Annotated in this window: 17 protein-coding genes and 2 pseudogenes; 5 read left to right on the top strand and 14 right to left on the bottom strand. The window is 38.4% G+C overall.

Annotated features, from left to right (window positions below):
- Nucleotides 1-45: 45 nt before the first annotated feature.
- Together AAC855_RS18815 and AAC855_RS18810 are read right to left on the bottom strand one after the other, a co-directional pair.
- The gene (locus tag AAC855_RS18815) at nucleotides 46-4,425 is read right to left on the bottom strand and encodes a hemagglutinin repeat-containing protein (RefSeq protein WP_340611598.1); all 4,380 of its coding nucleotides are present in this window, start codon (nucleotides 4,423-4,425) and stop codon (nucleotides 46-48) included.
- A gap of 74 nt (nucleotides 4,426-4,499) precedes the next feature.
- Nucleotides 4,500-6,170 (bottom strand): ShlB/FhaC/HecB family hemolysin secretion/activation protein, encoded by a 1,671-nt coding sequence (locus AAC855_RS18810; RefSeq protein WP_340611596.1) that lies wholly within the window; start codon nucleotides 6,168-6,170, stop codon nucleotides 4,500-4,502.
- 678 nt (nucleotides 6,171-6,848) lie between these two features.
- Here AAC855_RS18810 and AAC855_RS18805 point away from each other — a divergent pair.
- Complete coding sequence (locus AAC855_RS18805; protein WP_340611595.1) at nucleotides 6,849-7,916, top strand: PfkB family carbohydrate kinase; 1,068 nt, start codon at nucleotides 6,849-6,851, stop codon at nucleotides 7,914-7,916.
- A 10-nt stretch (nucleotides 7,917-7,926) separates the two neighbouring features.
- On the opposite strand, the gene AAC855_RS18800 is transcribed toward AAC855_RS18805, so the two are convergent.
- Nucleotides 7,927-8,376 carry a GNAT family N-acetyltransferase gene (locus tag AAC855_RS18800; RefSeq protein ID WP_340611593.1) on the bottom strand — a complete coding sequence of 150 codons (450 nt, stop codon included), beginning with the start codon at nucleotides 8,374-8,376 and terminating at the stop codon, nucleotides 7,927-7,929.
- Between the two features lie 706 nt (nucleotides 8,377-9,082).
- On the opposite strand from AAC855_RS18800, the gene AAC855_RS18795 reads away from it, so the two are divergent.
- Entirely contained in the window at nucleotides 9,083-9,454 is a 372-nt protein-coding gene (locus tag AAC855_RS18795) for a hypothetical protein (RefSeq protein WP_340611592.1), read from the top strand.
- An 857-nt stretch (nucleotides 9,455-10,311) separates the two neighbouring features.
- On the opposite strand, the gene AAC855_RS18790 is transcribed toward AAC855_RS18795, so the two are convergent.
- Nucleotides 10,312-11,073 carry a hypothetical protein gene (locus tag AAC855_RS18790; protein ID WP_340611590.1) on the bottom strand — a complete coding sequence of 254 codons (762 nt, stop codon included), beginning with the start codon at nucleotides 11,071-11,073 and terminating at the stop codon, nucleotides 10,312-10,314.
- A gap of 165 nt (nucleotides 11,074-11,238) precedes the next feature.
- Entirely contained in the window at nucleotides 11,239-11,703 is a 465-nt protein-coding gene (locus AAC855_RS18785) for a helix-turn-helix domain-containing protein (RefSeq protein WP_340611588.1), read from the bottom strand.
- 237 nt (nucleotides 11,704-11,940) lie between these two features.
- Here AAC855_RS18785 and AAC855_RS18780 point away from each other — a divergent pair.
- The 3 genes and pseudogenes from AAC855_RS18780 to AAC855_RS18775 all read left to right on the top strand — a co-directional run bounded on the left by AAC855_RS18780 (nucleotide 11,941) and on the right by AAC855_RS18775 (nucleotide 13,404).
- Nucleotides 11,941-12,407: pseudogene (locus AAC855_RS18780) on the top strand (hypothetical protein).
- Between the two features lie 82 nt (nucleotides 12,408-12,489).
- Entirely contained in the window at nucleotides 12,490-12,675 is a 186-nt protein-coding gene (locus tag AAC855_RS21695; RefSeq protein WP_422824408.1) for a hypothetical protein, read from the top strand.
- 84 nt (nucleotides 12,676-12,759) lie between these two features.
- Nucleotides 12,760-13,404, top strand: coding sequence for an IS110 family RNA-guided transposase (locus tag AAC855_RS18775; RefSeq protein WP_422824407.1), 645 nt, complete (start codon nucleotides 12,760-12,762; stop codon nucleotides 13,402-13,404).
- A 377-nt stretch (nucleotides 13,405-13,781) separates the two neighbouring features.
- Here the strand turns inward: AAC855_RS18775 and AAC855_RS18770 are convergent, their stop codons facing one another.
- The 9 genes and pseudogenes from AAC855_RS18770 to AAC855_RS18730 form a co-directional block, all read right to left on the bottom strand.
- Nucleotides 13,782-14,231, bottom strand: a complete 450-nt coding sequence (locus AAC855_RS18770; RefSeq protein WP_340611587.1) for a lysis protein — start codon at nucleotides 14,229-14,231, stop codon at nucleotides 13,782-13,784.
- A gap of 291 nt (nucleotides 14,232-14,522) precedes the next feature.
- On the bottom strand, nucleotides 14,523-14,957 hold the full coding sequence (locus AAC855_RS18765; RefSeq protein ID WP_340611633.1) for a lysozyme: 435 nt from the start codon (nucleotides 14,955-14,957) through the stop codon (nucleotides 14,523-14,525).
- A 224-nt stretch (nucleotides 14,958-15,181) separates the two neighbouring features.
- Entirely contained in the window at nucleotides 15,182-15,490 is a 309-nt protein-coding gene (locus AAC855_RS18760; protein WP_340611585.1) for a phage holin family protein, read from the bottom strand.
- A 220-nt stretch (nucleotides 15,491-15,710) separates the two neighbouring features.
- A complete protein-coding gene (locus AAC855_RS18755; RefSeq protein WP_340611584.1) occupies nucleotides 15,711-16,469 on the bottom strand; it encodes a Thoeris anti-defense Tad2 family protein in 759 nt (252 codons plus the stop codon).
- Nucleotides 16,470-16,717: 248 nt separating this feature from the next.
- Nucleotides 16,718-17,413, bottom strand: a complete 696-nt coding sequence (locus AAC855_RS18750) for an aspartate/glutamate racemase family protein (protein ID WP_340611583.1) — start codon at nucleotides 17,411-17,413, stop codon at nucleotides 16,718-16,720.
- 240 nt (nucleotides 17,414-17,653) lie between these two features.
- Nucleotides 17,654-17,875: an antiterminator Q family protein gene (locus AAC855_RS18745; protein ID WP_340611582.1), complete on the bottom strand. Its 222-nt coding sequence runs from the start codon at nucleotides 17,873-17,875 to the stop codon at nucleotides 17,654-17,656.
- Nucleotides 17,876-17,885: 10 nt separating this feature from the next.
- Nucleotides 17,886-18,132, bottom strand: a pseudogene (locus tag AAC855_RS18740) (tyrosine-type recombinase/integrase); the annotation flags it as partial.
- Between the two features lie 480 nt (nucleotides 18,133-18,612).
- The gene (locus AAC855_RS18735; RefSeq protein ID WP_340611581.1) at nucleotides 18,613-18,948 is read right to left on the bottom strand and encodes an NIPSNAP family protein; all 336 of its coding nucleotides are present in this window, start codon (nucleotides 18,946-18,948) and stop codon (nucleotides 18,613-18,615) included.
- A 771-nt stretch (nucleotides 18,949-19,719) separates the two neighbouring features.
- Complete coding sequence (locus AAC855_RS18730; protein WP_340611580.1) at nucleotides 19,720-20,406, bottom strand: DJ-1/PfpI family protein; 687 nt, start codon at nucleotides 20,404-20,406, stop codon at nucleotides 19,720-19,722.
- Nucleotides 20,407-20,698: the final 292 nt, after the last annotated feature.

Raw genomic sequence — 20,698 nt, 5'->3', positions numbered from 1 at the left:
TAAACAGGTGGATTACTATTTAATAATAAAATAACGTTCAATTTTTTATACTCCATTATCCTTCTGGTTACCTAACTGTTGACCACATCCAATCACCTCAGTCACTGTTTTTTTAGGCATGTTACTACCTATAGTATCGATAGTTTTATCCCTTACCGTTACATTACAATTCGACATATTCTTAGTGTATGTCTTAACTTTACTGGGAAGTATTACATTTTTCTTATTATAATAATGTCTCTCTGTATATGGTATTTTCCCATGAGCAATATCAGAAATTGCGCCAGGTAAACTGAATAAAAATCCAAGAGGAGACTCTGGTAATCTCACAGATAATTTTTCTCCTTTACTATGAGTAATTATTTCATGATTTACCAACTCTTTAGTATTCAATATAACTGGCTGATCAGTACTTTCAATTTTCGCTCCGATCAAATTGGTTTTACCTGATACATCTAAATTACCGCCATCTCTCGCAGAAATTCCTGATTGGTTAGCTAAACCTGTATCATCATGTGTTTCGTAATTAAAATTAAATTTAGTTTTTATACCCGACACGACCCCTTTAATGGTATTAATCACTCCCATAAAACCGGAGGATTGATTATCATTAAGGGGTGTATCACTATTAAATCCACCTCCAGCTTCTAGAGCTATCTTCGTCCCATTAGCTGTATTTTGAGCCGTTTCAATATTAAGGTTTCCTCCTATTTTACCCTCTATCTTATCTGATACAATATTAGCTCCTTTCATTGTTGTATTTTTTTTACTTGTTAATATTACGTCTTCACCCTTAATCTGACTATTGTGATTGATAACATCTCTTTCATGGTCATTAGCAAATTGTCCATCAGCCTGTGCCTTAATTTGAGCTAATTGAGAGCTATTCATTGCTGCTCCCAATACTAATTTGCCTCCAATTAGGAAATTACTTTTATTTATACTGTCCTGGGCAGAGGTAACTAGGATATCACCACGTTCTGCTTTAAGATGCACATGCTTGCCTAAGGTATTTGTCCCCTGCAAAGACAAGTTATTTCCAGCCACTATGTCAACACCCTGTTTTCCGTTAATATTACTACTTTTTGCTTTTACGACGGTGTCATCACTTACAGCATATCCCGCTTCTGCAGTTACTGCACCCATATTAACAATTCCTGTCGGCAAATTGACACCTACACCAGCACCAAGATGAACCCCATATGTAGTATTAGTTTTCTGATTGGTATTATTTGCCTGATGAACATTGACATCATTTCCTGCATGTACGGTTGTTTCTCCATCCTCTGAATTAAACGATACTCCCTCATATTTAATATCATGGCGAGCCTGAACATTAATATCTTTACGTGCATTGAAATTACTGACAATAGCATCTGAATTAGATTCATGACTCCGCAGTTCTTTTCCTTCCCCTTTAGCGTTAACAGTAAGATCCTGGGAGAAAAGCGCTAATTTAGCATATATTCCGGCATTGCCTGATGAATCAAAAGTATTTTTTTCAGTTTTATTAAATGCTGCTTCGTTAATATGGTTATTAGTTTTTAATTCTATACCTCCATTAGCTGCCTGATACTGCGTTCCCTGATCATATACATCCTCTTTGGCATTTATATTAATGTTATTATTGGCGTTAATTAAAGTGACACTGGCCTTTGATTGAGTGTTATTTTCTGTGTGATTACTGCCTTTGGCAGAAACAGAAGCACCAGCATTAGGTGAATTATTCTCTATACCCAAAGAGAGAGAAACGCCTCCTCCAATATTGAAATTACCTGAAGAAGTGCTATCACTACTTTCCGCTGCTCTATTCTCGACGCTATTAGCATTCACATCATAATTACCGGCAATATTATGTTGAGCGCCCTGCTGCTCCATTTTATTTCGTGCGTTTAATTTTAGATCTCCCGCTATATTCGTTCTTGAAACGACTGCTGTTTTCTTCTCATGAGATTGATTCTTGCTATTATAACTAGCAACACCACCAACTCCCAACCTACCATTTTCTTTAGATAAATATACACCAGCACCTATCGAAGAATGATATTGTTTTTGGGATGACAAGTCATTTGAAGCAAGGAAAGAGATATTGTTAGCCGATATATCAGCATCTCCATTTCTCGTCGTTACATCTGAACCCACAACTGTAACATCTTTACCCGCATCAATTTTTAGATTCCCTACATTCACTTCAGATCGTTTTTGTGTTATATTTTCTTCTTCATTCCCGTCACTACTATATCTGATACCAAATACTTTATTAACAGGTTTTTTATCATTCTTATTATGAGATTTAGCGATATTCCCTGCCTCAAGCAATGAAGTCTCTTTCTGTTTATTATATTTCTCTCCATAAGAAGAAATATTTACATTACCACCTGCATGAATATTCAAATCACCAGGGTTTTCTACGATACTATCAACTACTTCGACATTTTTTCCACTAGAGAATTTTAAATTTGTATTAGATCTAACCTGACTATGTACTGAATCTTCTTTTCTTTCTTTCTCCGTATTAGAATCCTTAGTAATATTAAAAACGGTTCCATGACGCTCATTAGTAACATTTTGATGATAATCAACTGCATTATCAATGAGTAGATCACCATTTTTCGACTGAAAGTATCCACCTTGTGCAGCTTCAACGTTACTGCCAGTAACTTTAACTCCATCATTTCCTGTAAGGAATATATGTCCATCTGCTGTAATATCAGATGATTGATTTTTTTTATTTTCAATATAATTATTTTTATTTTTCCCTCCGGCAATTCCTCCCCAATAAGTGCTATTATCATCATCCCAAACTTTATCACCATAAGTTTGGGATAGTATCTGGGATTTTTTATCTGCTTTAATAGTCATATTGTTTCCGGCATGTACCTTAGAACCTGAAATTTCAATATTACTATTTGCTTTTATACCAAGATCATTATCTGCGTTTAGTTCACTTCTAATTTGTTTTTTAGTAAAACTCCCTTTTTCTTGTAACCCTGTACTAAGTGAGCCAGACTCTAGTCTATGATATTGCTGGTTATTCATTTTTTCGGTTTCTATCAAACCATCTACTATGACATCATGTTTAGATGATAACAATAAATTATTACCTGCATTAATCTTGCTCCCATGTATATTTATATCCCCTCCAGTCGAAGTGAATTTTATATTATTACCTGCCCTTATATTATTTCCTTCCTGTTGAGTTTTGTCATTAGTATTTTTATTATCCCTCTTCCATAAGAACTTCCATTGTTTTTGATAATTCTCAGAATGTTGATTAACTTCCTGTCCGTCTAAATCAAGCTTACTACCAGTTACATCAATATTTTCACCATAAATATCTGTTCCTTTAATTTCATTATTTTTGTTGGCATTTAATGTAATATTTCTACCTTCTAATCGGGTTCGGCGAAGAGTTTGTGACTTCTGCCCACTGCCAACACTATTTCCGCTAAAAAAACCACCTTCTGACTTTTCATTTTTAGAGGATACTTCATCCACCCTCCCCTGAGAGGTAATATTTTCACCTTTTAATTCAAGATCACCTCCTTTTACTCTGGCACCTTCCAGTTTTAAATCACCTTCAGATTTAATATTAATATTATCGTCAGCAATAATATCATCCTGCAAATTAACACCACTGCCCTTATCTGTACTTAATAACCGGATGCGACCAGCCTGCATACCGCCTAAATAGTAGCTATCAAGCAAACCTACTGCTGCTTTTTTTGAAGCCAGTACTCGACCATCAGAAGATATTTTATTCAGTCCTGTAATAATATTAATATCTTCACTAGTACTAATTTTTCCACGTTTATCAATTTTAGGTGAGAAAAGGTTTATGATGGAGTTATTAGTCAATCCTCCTTCACCAATTTTCAGGGCATTTTTATTATTCATGGTATTAAATCCCTGTAAAGTACCTTTTTCAACTAATGGATTTCCGACAACCAGCGATAACTGATTCGTATTAATGAACCCACATCCATCACAAGTAATACCGTTAGGATTTGCCAATATATAATCTGCGGCCATGCCAAAAACTTCCTGCTTGCCCAATAGTAAAGATGGATTACGGCTGACTACCTCATTTAAAATAATCGTTGCCGAATTACCATGCAGATTACTATTACCAGATAACTTTCCAGCTAATTGAGACTCACCGCCATTTGTCGAGTTATTAAAAACTGCGCCCTTTTCTGAAACATTAAAATCCTCATACTGATTATGTGATAATCCAGATTCAGAAGGTGCAACAATATTAACGACATCCGCACCAGATTTAGCTCGTCTGACATTTGGCTGATGTGAGGCATCACCTCCTGATACAATTCCACTGGAAAAACCACTCGAACTAAAAAGCATAACAATTGCCACTGATACAGCAAGCCGACCAGATGACGATAATTTAAACCTTTTTTCTTTCATTTAATTACTCCTATACATCTAGTTATTACTGTGTGTAAAAATATGACAAAATTTAAATAGTGGTAGATCTAAAATTAAAAACCATAAGAGATATGCGCTAATATCTGTATGGAATTATTAAATCTCTTGTACTGCCGAGAAAAAACTTTCCCTCTGCCTACTTGAATATCTGCAAACAATTTCTTATAATTCAATGAAAGACCGGCACTCATCCCAGCAGCATTTATCCATTCATATTTATTAACGTTAGCTTGCCCTAAATCACCACCTATATTTAAAGCTAAATACCCTTGAGGAATAGTTATAGGAAGTGGATAAGATAATGTATTTCTTAAATACCATCCACTTTCAGAGCATAAAAAACTCTCGTTAAATCCTCTGATACTATTTTTATCAGTAAGACTGAAACACTCCATAGCGGGCAATTGGTCACGACTATACTGCATACTAAACTGACTATTAAATAAATAAGATGAATAAAATAATCTAAATTTCCTTTGCAAATTTATTGACATCAACCCTTTAATGAATGTCTTATCCATAACAGTCTGTTCATTAAATAATCTCACACCTTTATTAATCCCTATATCAATAGAAAAAAATCCGTTTGGAATAATTTGAAAATGATTTAAATTAAGAGCAATAAGGGTTAATGATTCGCTATTTACCTTAGTTTTCTCACCATTTAGATAGTTATTTCCCTGTTTATATATAAATTGTGTTCTCAGTGTATCTATTTGTTTCTGATTACGGCGAAATGCCCAATCAGCACGAGCGCCTGTTTGTTGAGCATCACCATACATATTTGCAATACTATGCTGTAATTTTTGTTTTTGACGATATTTGGAACCAACATAAAATGCACTAAATGTTGACTGTCCATATGGCAGTGAATAAAGGAAAATATAAGAACGATTATATTTATTTGGGCCTTTTTTAAGCGTAGAACTTCCACTAAGGCTCACAAAATCAGATAACCCCAGCGGACTATCAAAACTTGTGTTTATTCTTTCTACCCATTTTCCTGTATTTTTTTGCCCATAATTATCGGTTGTTAAAGACAGTTTCCACGGAGAACTATGTTTATTATTCAGAAGGATAATAGACCCTCCGTTAACTATACCAGGCAAAATATCCAGCGTTGTTTTGTTTGATTGTAAACGATTTGCCTGATCGAGCCCCTGATCAAGTTGATGTATATTCAATGGCATATTCTTTAGGCCAGGAAAAAGAGTCTGACTATTAACCCAGCGACTTCCTCCCCTAATATCTTCAATAAACCCTTCTATAACATGAATCCCTAATTTTTTCTCATAGTCAGGAGGAACCAATTTTACTCTGGCTGTAACATACCCTTTTTGAACATAAAGGTTCGTAATTTCAGAAGTTAATCTATTGATATTATTACTTGTAATACAGTTATTAGAAATCGGACTTAATGTTTTTAAATCCGATGATGACAATAATGATATCCCTTGAAGATAAATACCACTAATTGGCAAACACTTCTTATCACCTTTCAGACTTGCTCGTGATTCTTTTGTCGAGTATCTCCTTGAACGATTAATCATCTCCTGATGCCGCCTTTCTTCAATCAATCTGTTTATCTCTCTTTCGCTATTCTGTAAATTATTAATTACATCCTTCATAGCATATGGAGGCAATTTTTCATTAAAATTTGCCGGAGATGCTATTGCTAGAGGAACATATAATATTAATAATATTCCTATATTTTTTATAACCATAAAGCACCAATCATAAAATCTTCATTAATATACTAATTAGTCTTACAAATTTTTTAGTGAGATTAATTAATATCAAATTTATCACTCACATATTGCCATATCCCCACAGTAGGAATACAAACACTTCATAAACGCGGGCAAAAAACAAACAACACCAAATCATTTAATAAAATCACACTCACAAGACTTTTAATCATCTTCATGTAAAATATAAAAATAAAAAATTAACTATTTTTAGTCATATATCCGAACTGATAAATCGATACTTTTCATAAAAAACAGTGAAAAATAGCTTTCCTGCTGTATTTAAACAGATCAAAATATGCAACTTGTAATTTAGCATTGATAATATAATCTCTTAAGTTACATATAATTATTACATTAAAATATAAAAAACAAACACTTGTTTGCAAAGCCCTGACGATCGCATAACTAATTGATATTAATATGATTAATACAAGATAAAATATAGTTTACAGTATAAACCTTTTCATTATTCTAAACACTAAAGCTTTATCAGAATAATATTTTAGATATAGATCACATTATTAGTCATAAAGAAGATTTATTAAACTTACGATCACTTTCTCAAAAATAGAATAAATCATAAGATCATCCTTTACTGTTTGACAGATATACAATAGAAATATAGACACAAAAAATAGCTAAGGCCACAATATGTCAAACAGGGAAAATCAGATACTGCAAATATTAAAGAGGGATCCTTTTATACAACAACAAGAAATTGCAGATATTCTTGGTATCAGTCGTTCCTGTGTTGCAGGGCATATTATGAACCTAAGTAAAAAAGGCTATATAAAAGGGAAAGGTTATATTCTTGCCAATGATGTTTATGCTGTGACAATTGGAGCAGCCAATATAGATATAACCAGTTATGTTTTTGATAAAGTAGTATATAATGATTCCAACCCAGGGAAAATCATTTCCACCCCCGGCGGGGTCAGTAGAAATATCGCACAAAACATTGCTGCATTAAAGAACGAAAGCTATTTAATTTCTGTTGTTGGTAATGACCAACAGGGTAAAATACTATCAGAAAAAACAAAATTATCTGGTGTTAATACCAAATACCTACATAAACTGGATGATGGAAAAACATCAGTTTGTAATTCATTTATTGATGAAAACGGAAAATGCATTATTTCGATAAATGATATGAGCATTCTGGATAAACTTAGTCCAGCATTACTCTCTCAATCTAAAAAATTGATTCAAAGTGCCAGTGTACTGGTTATTGATTGTAACTTATCTCAAGAGTCATTAGAGTGGATATTTCTTCATTCCAATAATGTCCCGATTTTTGTTGATACAGTTTCTACATTCAAAGCATCTAATATCCGTCATTGGCTACCTTATATTCACACACTGAAGCCTAATCGTTCTGAAGCTAAGATGTTAAGCGGTATCAAAATTGAAACACTGGAAGATGCAGCCCTCGCTGCTTCTTGGTTTCACCAGCAAGGTGTTCAGCGGGTCATTTTGAGTATGGATTCAGAAGGTGTCTATTACAGCGAACTAGATAATAAATCAGGTTATTCTCCTGCATTAACAAATAACGTTGTTAATGCCAATGGTGCTGGGGATGTTATGATGGCAGGGCTTGCTCATTGCTGGCTGGCAGGAATGACTCTTGAAGACAGCATTCACTTTTCTCAGCAATGTTCTGCTTTTACTTTATCATCAGAAAACATTGATATATTCCCCAATAAATTCAATCTTCGCTAAAAAAATGGTACTAATCCTTTAGATAAATATCCGAACGAAATATCTGCCAGACAAAATTCTCACGATTAACAGGTGAATAACCCAACTTTTCATATAACCAATGTGCAGATGAAGTTACCAACATAATTCGTCGAAGTTTTTGAATAACAGGGTGAGATTGGCAACATTCCATTAACCAGCTTCCCAGATGCCGTTTTTGATATTCTTCCAAGATATAAACATCACATAAATACCCAAAAGTTGAAAAATCTGTCACGAATCTAGCAAACCCTATTTGATTTTCCTCGTCATACAATCCGAATGTCAGACTATTTTCAATTGAGCACTGAACCGTTTCAATATCGATTCCTTTCGCCCAATGGGATCGGGTAAGAAACTGGTGGATTGCTGTAACATCTAACAGAGATTTATCTGTTGACACTTGATAATTTTCTTTTTTCCAAAATAGATTTTGTTTCATATTTTTGCTCTATTATTTCTTTGAATGTTTGCTTTACAATATCAAATTGAATTATGACTACAATAGCCCAGAATGGCAGGCTTGCATGATAACTTCGGGTCATTGTTAGCGAGAGCAGCATGGTGAACTATGTTGTGATAAATAATATCATCAAGTAGGACGATAGCACTCCCGCCATCCTTTCACTGCAGTATTCAAATTTATATTATGCGTAACATAGAGCATAACCAACAGGATATAAGAAAAAATAATATTAAACCAACTATACACAATGGATTTCAAGAACATCGCGGCGGCAAGGGAGTTCATCCCCCGGGAGCATAGATAACCGTATCTTTATAAAGACAGTGACTGGAATGAGCCAGCGCAGCCAACAAATCAACAAAGAGGCAACTGGAAAGACGAAGTGTCTATCGAGGACATAAAGATACCAGCATACCGTTTATGTCTTATGTAAATCGAGCCTGAAATAACAGGAGTAATCAGGTAGATCACCATAAACAGCAACAATAATACAAATACCTGCACTTCATGAATACACAAAGCACCCTTTATTCATTAATCCTATTGAAATTTTAGTCTACTTTACGTGCATATTGCTGTCAGATGCTAAGAGATAACCACTAATAGTTAAGGATTATTCGCTTGTTTTTTGGATAAATATGATTATAAATCCTATGTAAATAGACTGTATAGGATTTTTATTATGGCTCAGTATCATCGCGATTGCTTTAATTTCTTAAATAATGCAATCATTCAGTACCAGCAAACTAATATGGTTACTTCATTAAAAATACCAAATTTCTCAAGAATAAATATAAGGGAGATCTCTACTCGCCTTCATATTGAAGATATTGGGCAGGTGATTAATGAATTAGGTTTTCACTTATATACTCCTGATACTTTATCCTTGGAGCCACACACCATACCTATAACCAGATTATTCTATATACAAAGGATACTAACACCCTTATCCTTAGGCAGATATAATACCTTTACTGATGCAGTGCAAGATATAGAACGAAGTAGGCAAAATGTTCATGAAGAGATAAATGCTTATATAGCTCTCTATCGGTAATCATTGAACACTACGTTCTTCCCCATATTGCGTTCTAACATACTCCTGCAACCCCAGAATTATTTGTTTTTAAAGTTTCATTACATTCCATTATTCAGCAAATAAGTATCCACTACAGATGTAATGGCTTAGGGATTCCCTTAACCACTCAGAGAATGGTAAAAAAATATTGGGTTTAGTTTTAAGCGTTAACCAATTGTTAAGAATTATTTGCTTGTTGTTACTGTATAATAGGTTTATTAGATTTACCAGTTTTTGTGATAATAACGAGGTGGAAAATAAGTATGAAAAAATATCTTCTTTGCCTAGTAGCTGGCGCAACTCTTTTCGCTTCAATGCAGGTTTGTGCCATCGTGTCCCCTCCCGAGTGTCAGAGATTCCCTACCAATAGCCCGCAATGGGTAGATTGCACGGTCGCTCTGGGTCATTGATTGTAAGCGAGGGCCTAACGGTGATGTAGCTTGTGTATGATAATGACATCAAACAGGACGGTAGCACGCCCACCGTCCTCTCATCCACATTACGTCCTAACTACTCCTGCAACCCCAGCATGATTTGCTCTAAGGTTTCATTAAACTCCATTGCTCAGCAAATAAGTATCCACGGCATAGCCCTGTCTTTTCTACAAAGTTAGTCATCATGTTGGTTACAGTGATTAAAACTATCGGAAGGCTTTAAACCATATCCATTAGGACTCAGTAAGTTAGTAGACTTTAAGAAAGGTTATGGTGCGGTGAAGGGAAATCCACCCCCACTCCAAAGATCTCGTAATCCCATAGATTTATTAACAAAAACTTGACGCATTGTAGGAGGGTTTTGTAGGAGGAACTACAACTACCTTAGAATGCCTGCTCCTCTTAAAGTGGACAGTTTTCGAGGCTCCGGCAAAAGTAATAGTTCTTTGAAGATGCAACAGAAGCACGATTAAAAGCACGCACTTGTTGGACACTAATATGCATGTCAGTGACGTTAGCGAAAAATGCATGCTGAGGAGACACAGGGATAAAAGGCTGTAAACCATCATTATCTATAGGGTAGTAGTCAGCCACCAAGAACTCTCCCCTACTAGCTGTTACTAGCCCCCAAGTTATAGGCCCCATAAAATGGCAAATTTTATCCAACATCACCTGTATCTCCATGCCTTTAGCTAAGTGAGATGGCATACCATCCTCTTCAGTTATGAAAATCGCATGCTTACTTTCTAAAATTTCTTGCTCATCGAGAGTTAACGAACTTCCTGAAACGCCGTTGGAGTAAACATTTTTCCTTTTGTTATCTCTCGCCTCTCCTCTAAGCCGCCATAAATGGAAATAACGAGTTATCGCATCGTGATTTCTATTTATGATGGGGGTATTAATACTATCGATAACCTGAAAAAAAGCGGTTTCGATACTATTCATATAACCTTTTTCAGCACGTTGATCCCAAACTCTCTTTGCACAAAAAATCGCAGCATCTGGCTTACGCTGCACCCATTGAGAATCTGATTTATCAAAAACAGAAATCGTGTTTTTTTCGTTGGCAAACTTTTTTATGCAATGTGCCGCATGGATATGTTGATCAACGACTAATTGATAAGGATTCCTTTTTTGGACTCTTCTAAAAGTTGGCTGTGTCATTGGCACTCTTTAGCTTAAAATGATACGAAACGCCTATGTAACGCACCTGTATTTCGATGTTTTTTGCCCTCTATAAGCATGAAATATGTTCAACTGGGGATAGTAAATCGTCTATATAAACTGTTCATTCATACAGCCGCCAGAATTTATAAACTTACACTTGTGCTACTTTCTCAGTTTATCCCAACGCACCGCTGACACAATGCCCCAATTTCCACTGGCATTGGGCCTACGCCACTTTGCGGTCTCCATTTTGCGAAGAAACTCAAGAGCTTCGATAAACGTGCCAAAACGCTTCTGAGCGGCTTTTTCTCCCACTGCAAATGAACCGTCTCGTGAACTAGCCAAACCAGGATGAAAACACGTGCCATCTGCCGCATAGGGAACCAGCAGTTCCGGGTCATTATCTTCGGATGAGTCAGATATTAACAACTGCCCCGGTTCAACGCAGAGAGCGTTAGCCAGCACCTCAATCGCATCCAGAGACGCGTTAGAACCACCACGTTCAATGCGGCTCATATAGCTACGTGCAAACCCACACCGATCAGCAAAAGCTTCTTGGCTCATTCCGGTGGCAATGCGCAGTTCTTTTACCCGCTCGCCAAACTGTATTCTCAAGGTCTTTTTCATACACTGAATGTGCAATTTTGACCACTGTAAGGCCACGCTCCAAATGAGACATTTTTAATCTAACAACCCTATTTGAGCACACCCCCCTCACAAGAAGCCTGTATAACTACAACCAATGAGATTTAAAATGAACACCAATAGCGATAAATTAAATCAAAACCGTATGATAGTCATCACTGGCTGTGTGTCTCCAGCACTCACTACAAGACGTGATGTTGTTTGGCAAATGAGGGAATCATGGCGGGATCAGACTTTTTATTACCTATGGCAGCGGGGGCCGTTCTTAGCTGGGCCAATTACAGCATAGTCGCTCACGTTACATCAAAACGAGAGATCAGCAGCCTGCGAGCAATCTCATGGGGAATTCTGGGAACACTATCATTAGTACTGGGAGTGAGTGTATTTTCCGCTGTTAGCGCAGAACACCCGGCAACAAAACAAAATGCCTTGTGCTCAATGAGCAACCCAGAATGTTATGCAAAAACGCATCATAACCCGTTAAAAAGTGCAAGCTGGTAATGGATGAGAAAGCAACGTTTCGCCATGTATGGATGGATAGCGAAGCGCAACCGGTTTTCAGCACCCACCTCTGGCACGACGAGAACAAACAAACTATTCAAATGTTCGGACAACAAGCTAAGGCGATTAATAACCTTGGGATGCAAACACCGCTCCAATATTTTTGTGTATTCAACGTGTTGTAATGTGATGGACGGCCCCTTTTTCAGCAGCAAATAGTGCCATCTTTCTTTCCGATGCACTGAATTTTTCGGGAGAGAACCTATCATGAATACGATCAAAGTCGTTGGCATTGACCTCGCCAAAAACGTTTTTCAAATCTATATCTGGATGGCGGACGGTTCTGTCGCCTCGAACCGAAAAATCTCACGGCAAAAATTGCTTGATACTGTGCGCTCTTTTCCACCCAGCACTGTCATTGCGATGGAAGCTTGTGTAACGTCTCACTACTGAGGCGAACGCTACAAGCGATGGGATATACCGTCAGGTTAGTCCCGACTCAGCACGTCAAGGCCTTCAGCCATCATCAAAAAAACGATGCCAATGATGCGCTGGCTATTTGTGAAACTGCCTGCCGGCATTCAAAAACTTCAACAGCATCTCCCTGATATTCTGGAAGATGACAGCAATAACCTGTCTTGTGTACTGCGTCGTTTATTGCATACCTTATGGGAAGAGATGCAGAATTTGAACACCGGCATTCATGATATGGATAACGAAATAGCGGTACTTTCCCGTCAGCAAACGGGTTATGAGCATCTGCTCACTATTCCCGGCGTTGGTCCTCTTATTGCAGCCGCCTTCGTGAGTGACGTCCGTGCATCCCAATTTGCCAATGGCCGACAACTGTCTGCCTGGTGTGGACGGGTTCCCCGGCAACACCGTTCAGGAGGAAAAAGCCGCCCATCTTCCCTGAGCAAAAATGGCAATCGTCATCTCCGAACGTTAATCATTCACGGTGCCCGTGCCGTGATGCTTTGTGTTCAAAAACGGGATGATTATCTGGAAGAGTGGCTGAGAAAACTGATTGACCGGTGCGGGTTCATGAAAGCCACGGTGGCTTTAGCCAACAAACTGACCCGGATTATTTGGCGTGTTCTGCGGGAAAAATGCCACCAGTCCGTATGCGTAGGGTACGCGGTGAGAACGAAGTGGCAGCATGGGTTATCTGTATTCCTTTAACCACTCAGGGAATGGGTAAAGAAATTTGGGTTTTAGTTTTGTGCATTAACCGACCATTAAGCGTTGTTCATTTATCATTCAGTGGCGATAAATTTTTTGTCTCATCAATTTTTTTATAATTGCTTAATAAATGGAGAATAAAATGAAAAAGTACCTTCTTCTTTGTCTGGTGGCAGGTTCGACTATTTTTGCTTCAGTGCTAACTTATGCTAATGCTACTAGTACTACAAGAGCATTATCGAACCCTCACCAAGAATGTACTCCCCCATCTGAAGCAGCATACTGTATAGTGCCAATGATACCTGTTGTTCCGCCATCAAAATAATCAAATTGGACATAAGAATAAAGCTAAGTAGGACGGTACTCACACCGTCCTCTCACCCACACTGCTCCCTAACGTAATCCTGCAAATATCTCAGTTTTGCCCGGTCGTTGATGATGCCTTCTCGGATATCGAGAACAGCTTGTCCAGTTTCTCTACTGAGTTCGACGGTGGTTGCATCGCCCACACTGCCGGAGGAAGTGGCTTCACGCACAGGACAGGTGGCCTTGATACGCAGCTTGCGACGACCAGCGGCAACATCAGCCCGAAGAGTGTCAATTTCAGTCTTGGCATTGGTGAGTTCCTGAGTGTGAATCTTGTCTAGTTCGGAAAGATGTTGGATACGCTCTTGCTGCTTATTTATGGCAATGACCTGTGCGTCATACTGGAACTTTAAGCTGGTGTATGCTTCGGCCTTGTTCTGATACTCACTGTAGTAGAACCAGAACAAGCCAGAGACAATCACCAGAACAATCAGGGTGAAGTACTGGCTGTTGAGTCTCATCTCAGTCACTGCCTTCCGACGAATTGGTTATATTTCTCGTTTAAAAAACAGAATCCAAAAACAATCGGCATCAAAATAACCAGTATCGGCCAAAGCCACGACATCAATAAAACCACAGGAAATCCCTCTTTATGAGCGCGTCTACTTTCTTTCTTCGCACTCAATGTAACGCTAACGAATGTTGCAATAAAACCGATAACGTAAATCATTGACACCAGAATGATGATCATCGCTCAATACCTCATAGCATCTCAAATGCCTGTGTGAATACGCCGTAGGTGAGAGTGAATCTCATGATAAAAACATCTGTTGCTCAGATGCCCTACGCTTAGTCAGACCGTTCATCACTTTACCTGCTGCCTTATTCCATCTCTGGAATTCATCGGCTGCACCTTGATAGTCACCGGCATTGAGTTTCTTCAGTAAGGTAGAACGAGCGAAGTTACCCGCACCACAATTGAAGATGAACGAGCACAGGGCATTAAACTGCCCCTGAGTCAGTGATACCCTCACAGCGGATTCAAGGGTGATGTAAATAGGCTTGAGATCATCATGCAGGAATGCTTCGGCCTGCTGCTCTGTTATTACTTGTCCCGGCTTAACGTCTCTTGTGTGACCGTAGCCGATTGTCCACGGCATACCACCCGTCGCCGGATCGGGATAGGCTTTCAGTTTCAAGCCTTCATATTGTTTGATGAAGCTCAATCCGTTCTCGCTGATTTCCATCAGAAGTTTACCCCGCTGTTGTTCGCCTTCTGCCAGTAGCCTGATAAGCCGATAACGTTTGTAGAAATTAAGGTGATCACAAATCCTTTTATGTTGACGCAGAACTTTCAGAAAACGCATATCAGCTCGCCACCTGTTCCGCAATTTACGCAGCGCCCACCAACGGCGAACCTGATAAAACATTACAACCAGCGGAAATATCTTCACACCGTATATTTCCTTAATCATCTGTGAGCACCTGTCAGTCGGTTCCAGAAATACGTGAGGGCGATACTGCCTATTGCCCCATACATGCCTGCACTGGCGAATGTCATGTATAAACTCAACCCCGCTTCCAAACTGATAAATCCCCCTATCAGTCCGGTAAATCCTGAAACTATGACTTGAGCAAATGCCCCAAACCAACTCCAGCGGGCGTTGCTGGTTTTTATATCAATGACGTAGCGGACTATTCCTCCCCACGCAGAAAGCAGCAAAAGTATCAGCCATTGAGATAACTCAAAGCTGCTTGGGTCTTTATTTGGCATACGCATATTTCCACCCCATCAGAACAATGGGCGTCCGTGGGGTGAGTCTTATGGTCGCCCCTGTGAGTGAATAGTTAATGGGAGGCCGTTACCGGAATTCCGGTATCGGATATCTTTCAATTAGTTAGGTTGCCAGCCGCAATAGGAGATACTGAGGTATAGGAGTGATTGCGGTGGCATAAATAGAACAGGCCGCATTAAGCAGCCTTGGATTAAATATGTAGATTTATTTCCAGTTGAAGCAGAAAGACAGAGTTTTGCCTACGTTTTGTTTCAGGAAGTCGCCTAGTTGTTTTGCGCCATCGGAAGCATAGATAAACTCATTGTAAGCAGTACCAAAGCTAGAGCCAAGATTATAAGTTGAGCCATTAATCGTTACTTCAAAATTCTTACTATTTAACCTTAATTCCGGTTTAATTGCGTTATCAAGTAGCAATTCTACATCTTGAAAAGTACCTATGGGGGCTTCCTTTAAGGTGAACGAAGAAATACTTATGGCTCCTAAAGTGGACTTAAAATTAGTCAAAGTACCAAAAGTCGATTCACCTACATTTAAATCACGATCATCGGGCAAATATCCCCATTCTTGACCAAAGCTACTAAAATATTGACTAGTCCCTATATTAAGATCAAAAGATAATATGCAATCATCTGTCTCTGGTTTTATTTCTGGCTTCACTAATACCCAATCGCAAGCCATCAAATCTTCTTGTGTCGGCATCCAGTGAGACCAATAACCGTTTTTATCACTCTTCTCAATATAAGCAACTCCGTCATCTGTATTACCAACCTCTGACTTATGAGCTAGGCGCATGTGCTCTATAGGGGCATTCCAACCACTACGATATACCTGTTTTCCTAGGTACACTAAACTTAGCGCCCACGCAGAAGTGCCGGCCGGCACAGTTATGTTGTTGTCGCCAACATTATATTGCTCAGGATCAAACGGACATTGTGTCTTATCCAGCTTATTAACATCAGACATAAATCCCTCACTTTATTATTCGTTAAAGGTCATTTCATCCTACTGCTAACTAGCCAGTTAATATTACTGAGGTCAAGTTGTTATCTCAATTGAATAGCCTGTAACAGAATCAATACGCCTTAAAATAAGGTGGCGCATGATAAAGTTTATCTGTTAGTCGAGTGCGTGATTCAGTGAGGTGTATATTTGAAGTTTGGTGCTGATTGTTAAAAGGCCATAATTGTGGCCTTTAAAGATATCGATAATACTTAGTTTTCCAATGCCATCTTCACTGCTTTCTCAGCATGTATAGCTGCCGTGTCATACAATGGAATATTTGTATCAAGTTGATTCACAAGCAAGCCAATTTCAGTACATCCTAAAATAATGGCTTCAGCACCTTTGGAATAGAGATCTTGGATGATATTCAAATAACTCTGCCGTGAATTTGATCGAATTTCACCAACACATAATTCATCATAAATTACACGATGAACTAAATCCCTCTGCTCGTCGTCTGGCACAATGACTTCAATATCAAATTTATTAGTTAATCTTGTTTTATAGAAGTCTTCTTCCATTGTAAATCGCGTTCCTAATAAACCCACTTTCTTGATACCATCACCAATCAATACTTCTGCGGTTGCATCCGCGATATGAAGTACGGGAATAGAAATGGATTTTTCTATATCATCAGCAATCTTATGCATTGTATTGGTGCATATCACCAAAAAATCAGCGCCACCAGCTTCAACAGATTTAGCCGCAGCACTCAATAACGTAGCTGCTTCATTCCAGCGGGAAGAACGTTGTAATTTTTCAATTTCATCGAAATCCACACTAAACAAACATATTTTGGCAGAATGAAGGCCTTTTAATTCCTCCTTGATCCCCCGATTAATTGCTTGGTAATAGCTAACCGTCGATTCCCAGCTCATTCCCCCTAGCATACCGATTGTTTTCATTCATTATCCTCAATGTTTTTAAATGATCTTGCCGCAATTTGTAATTAATCTTAATAAAAGAGAAATTAGATAATGACATTATCATTGAGGGTTTTTAATACAAACAATATTTATTATATAGCCCTTAATTCAGCTATTAGCGGATATCAGAAAACAAAAAACCCCGCGAGTGCGAGGTCTGAAATTAACAAGCTGTGTGACATTGCTATCACTCTTATCACAATATACTGACTTTTGTAATTACGCAACCTTATCAATGATTTCTTTTTGTGCACATTTATCCAGCTCCAAAACCACATCTGAAACAGCCAGTACACCCTCAATAAATCCCTCGGCGGCCTGTAATCGTTGGGCGACTTCGTTATGAGAAATACCTAACTTAATTCCCATCTGTCTGAGTGGCAGCGCCTTGATGTAGTGCAATACGATGAGCTGGTAGGAATACGGGTTATGCTTCTTCAATCGCAGAACAAACACCTGTGATAATTTGTAATCGCATTCCCATCTTTACAATGAAACTACCTGTATAAGTATTTAATACTTTGTAGAAGTGGCAATTCATCAACAAGTAAAAATGGATAATGTTCTTTTATATGTGGAACAAAAGCTGAGACTAAATCAGGTGCTGGGCTATATTCAGCTCTCCCTGTGACTATTGCGTATCGCCAAACTTCACCACAACACTGATGTACCTTTTTTAGTTTCTCAGTCGCTCCCCTATATATCCCCCCCCTAGCTGGGGTACATTTCAATAGATAACAGTAGACGATAATAGAGTATTATTTTTAACTATTCTTTGATTTTACTGGACTTAGTAGACTTTGATTGACTGGGGGAGTGAAGGGCATAGAACAAATAGTTTAATTTATTAATATATAAAAATTAATTATAACTAAACTTACATAATACCCCCAATTATACCCCCAAATTATTTTGTTACTCTATGTAGTATTCTGATGCTTTTACAGTCAAAAAAAGTCAATAAACCGAGCACCCTGAGCTAATAACTAACGACGAATATCGTCGGTAGTGAGAGGTCAGTACGTTAAACGTACCAACCTTGTGAAGAGGTTCCGCCGAATTTCGTCGGAAGCTATGGAGATATGGTTCAGTCTATCTATGTGGAGAGGCTACCCAATAATTTTGGGTTGGCTGAACTCTGCTTTTTAAAAGGGTAAAGCATCAGCTTTATTCTGGTGCTACTCAATTCGTAAGGCATTGATAGCCGATGTAGGCATTTCGATAACCGTTTTAACACTCTTATCAATTCTCTCAATAATTCCCGTTCTGGGGCCGTTTATCCATGCATCACTTTTATAAAATCTGGCCTGTACAGCCGACAGTTCGTCCATATTTTCAAATGCCCGGATAAGATAATAACAATCTGGATCATGCTGAGAGTTACCGAAACTCACCACATCAATTCCCTGTGAGCGATGTAACGGAACGCTGACGTTTACCATAATTTCATGAAACTGACTGCCGGTTCCTTTCTTTAATTCGTACTGGAGTATTTCGATGATCTTGTTGTCCATGTATTCGCCTTACGTATTGTTATTCTGAATGATGTGAGCATAACGAATAATACCGAAAATATGGCAGCCGTATAGCCATTAAGCGATTGAGGAAGCAAGCAACTGATATCCCTGCCAGTAAGAAACCTTTCCCTGTGACCATGGCGACTATCGAGGGTGCATTCTTCTGTCTCCGAGCCATGTTCCACCGCCTATAGATGAACTGGTTTTTCAACCATGATAAAAATCAACAAGTTAAATCAATGAGAACGTAATACGTGCGGAGTCACTGAGTTACAATAAGTAACCTTGTGCTAGACGGCTTAAACTCAAGCCCACCTGAGTTATTTATAACTCATTGATATTCTCATTCATCCTCACTTTGAGGAAAAGTAGCAACCGTGGTGATCTTCACCATAGTTGGATAACCCATTGATTTTTTCGAGGTGGTCAGTTTGACCCCGTAGGGATATTCAATACATTTCCCCTATCTCACCTTTTGCGCACCTCTTAAAGAGGTGTACAAATTCTGTGAGTCAGCCAGACTGACGCTCAAATTGTGAGTAAATATTATTTATGCACAGAGTCATTTGTGAGTAACTATCAGTTACGCTCAAAGTCCGATTATCGGACATTGGATTTTGCATACCGATATTTTCGGTGCTTAAACTGAACCTCTTAAAGAGGTGTAGTTAGTAAACATGCAACGAGGCAACTGACCTCCCATTAGCGGGTCAGTTAAATTGTGAGCAAGGTGTGAATTAACACCTTAATTATAAATTCAATAAGTTATCACCTAGCACCAAAAGCAAGGTGTTTCGCGACTTTAATACTTCGCTCGTGGTGATTCGGGAAAATATATTCTAAATTGCTTTTGGCTTGAGCTAGAATATGCACCTCGGCAGTTTCAGGAGTACCGCCACTTAAAGGCATTCCCGGGTCATATTCATATTCAAGCTGTACTAGCTTGGCATGATCATCCCCCTGAATAGCAGCAGAAAGCGCAAAACCAAAATCAATACCAGCAGTAACTCCACCACCTGTTACACGGTTACGATCAAAAACAACACGTTCTTTGGTTGGAATTGCGCCGAATAGCGCTAGATCATCCCGCAACATCCAGTGTGATGTTGCACGATATCCTTTTAAAAGACCGGCGACAGCCAAAACCATAGAGCCTGAGCAAACACTTGTGACCCATTGGCATTCTGTGCCAATTTTAGCAACCCAGCTTACTATTTCCTCGTCTTCCATTGCCTCAGCACTGCCCAAACCACCGGGAACACACAGGATATCAGCGGATTGAATGTCATTAAAGCAATCTGTTGGCAAGACTGAAAATCCAGCATCAGTAGCAACAGGCGCTTTTGTTTTGGCAACAAAATGCAAAGAAGCGCCTTTTAGACGAGCTAAAATTTGTGCAGGGCCAGCAAAATCAAGTAAAGTCACGGCAGGATATAACAAAAAGGCAATTTTCATATCATTTTCCAAATAGGCTATGAAAAGGTTTAATGTAAAATTATCTTGGCATAAATATTACTTTGGTTCTATTTTACGCCATATCAAAGAGATCCAGCATATTAGACAAAGCGGTCTTTTTTGTTCCGTTCCATATTAGATAAAACGTATTTTTAAAAAAGTAGATGTTGATAATCCAAATAAACTCAACAACCACCGACTAAAGTCGGTGGGTTAGTGATTAACGGACTGAAAGTCCGGATACGCATCGGCTAAACGATGCGTCAATTATCCAGCCTGAAGTGATCATTTG

Origin of the sequence: Xenorhabdus bharatensis (genome assembly GCF_037996705.1) — a bacterium.
In the GTDB taxonomy this organism is placed as follows: Bacteria; Pseudomonadota; Gammaproteobacteria; order Enterobacterales; family Enterobacteriaceae; genus Xenorhabdus; species Xenorhabdus bharatensis.
The sequence above is the reverse complement of the archived record's forward strand: the minus strand, read 5'-3'. Positions and strand labels throughout refer to the sequence as shown.